The following is a 1,771-nucleotide window of genomic DNA, read 5'->3' as shown; positions in this document are numbered from 1 at the left end:
ACATAGACCTCTTCACAGCCATTAATCAGCACTTCCGTAATCGAGGGGTCATTGATCAGCGGCTCGAGCGGACCGAAGCCGACGGATTCATCGAGAATCCTTGTGATCAGAATCTCTTTGTCATGCCTTGAAATAATTACTTTTTCCTCGGACATGAACTGGGAGACAAGCTGCTCGATCCTCAGTCTCATTTCACCCTGTGTCAGCTTTGTCAGCACTTCAAGATTTGTATCTCTTAAGAGCCTCGCTTTGTAATGTTCAACAAGTTCATCCACAAGGTGGTTTTCATATTGATAGGATTGAAGTTTCGCAGAGACAACGACCTTTTCTTTTCGTTTATCAAATAATGATGCCATTCATGAATCCCCCTATTTCAATACAGAAACCGCCCATTTTCTTACGTCCTTAGCAAAAGGGATCATCCGTTTTTCTTTTGCGATTTTTCTTACTGGCTCACCTTTATTGATAAAAGGCTGTAGCCCTTTGATATCATGTCTTACTGTTGCGGCCACCGGGAACCGCAGGAACGTTTTCAGATCCTTTTCCTGCACCTCGTTATCCTTGGCCAGTTTGTTGAGGACAATGGACGTCCTTGATGGAAGCTCCATCCCCAGCCTTACCGCCAGCTCCTCGAACTGCTTAAGCACTTTTAGCGCAGGTGTGTCTGGAGTAAGGACATAATAGATTTGGTCCGATTCCTCAAGCGCGGTTACAACATTGCTATTGATATAAGCTGGAAGGTCGACGATGACGAAGTCAAAGCTTCTCCTGCACGTCCTTAGCAATTTAGCGACGAATTCCTCGGTAATCGTTTCGGCTGTTTCCGCATCACACGGGCTGATCAGCACTTCAAGCTTTGAAGAATCAAGCTTCTGCGATACATTGCGGATATGGCTCTCATTCAGCTCATTGATAACCGGAGTCAGGTCAGCAATCGAACGGTTCGACTGGATGGATAAAAGCGTTTCAATCCCGCCAAACTGAAGGTTTAAATCGATTAATATTACCTCCGCGGTCGACTCGAGCTTGATTGTCTGCGCAAGTGCTGCTGCAAGATTTGATTTTCCGCTGCCACCATTGCCGCTGAAAACCGTAATGATTTTTCCGCGTCCGCCTGTAAAAGAAGAGAATGATGTGTCCTGCTTCAGCTTTTGCAGCTCATAATTCTGGAAAATCGATGGGAACCGGCTAATAAATAACCCGTGCTCCTCAGGGTAAACAAAAAATTCAGAAGCCCCTGCTTTCGTGATATTCCGCAGCTGTGAGAAATCAGAATTCTTCGCGATAAATATAACGAGTGTTGACGGGCTTACTGACTTGATATACTGAATACTTTCAACTTCAATGTCCCCATCCGCCTGGACAAAAATGACGATATCCTGGACATCGCGGTTAATCTCCCGGACAACATCCCCGGGTCCGATTAACTGAATTGGATAACTCCCAGAAATGCCATTTAAAATTTGGTTATGAATGACCTCATCATCACTGACTAATAAAATCTTAAGTTTCGTTTCCATCGGTTCCCCTCATACCATCATTTTTATTTGCTCTGTTAAACAAGGCTGTTGATTTTCGTTCCAGGCGCTTCGCTTTCCGCAGGGCTGGCGCTGAGCCTCCTCGTCGCCTCGCTCGTGCGGGGTCTCACCTGACCAGCTAAGCCTGCAGGACATTGATTAGCTCCCTCGAATCTGCCCACGCACGATGGAAATGCGTTAGCATTTTCGGAGGAGTCTTCGCGCCTTCCACTACAATCAACAGGTTTTAAAAA

General features: G+C 45.8%; 1 protein-coding gene and 2 pseudogenes. All 3 read right to left on the bottom strand.

All coding sequences use genetic code 11. The features are described 5' to 3' along the window. Positions 1 to 356, bottom strand: a pseudogene (locus tag WB217_RS00560) (CpaF family protein); the annotation flags it as partial. 12 nt (positions 357 to 368) lie between these two features. Then, positions 369 to 1,520 carry an AAA family ATPase gene (locus tag WB217_RS00555; RefSeq protein WP_423989642.1) on the bottom strand — a complete coding sequence of 384 codons (1,152 nt, stop codon included), beginning with the start codon at positions 1,518 to 1,520 and terminating at the stop codon, positions 369 to 371. Between the two features lie 35 nt (positions 1,521 to 1,555). Further along, a pseudogene (locus tag WB217_RS00550) lies at positions 1,556 to 1,771 on the bottom strand (hypothetical protein); the annotation flags it as partial.

The sequence above is a fragment of the Mesobacillus sp. genome (genome assembly GCF_049588175.1).
GTDB lineage: Bacteria > Bacillota > Bacilli > Bacillales > Cytobacillaceae > Mesobacillus.
Note: the sequence above shows the minus strand (reverse complement) of the source record. Positions and strands in the feature narration are given on the sequence as shown.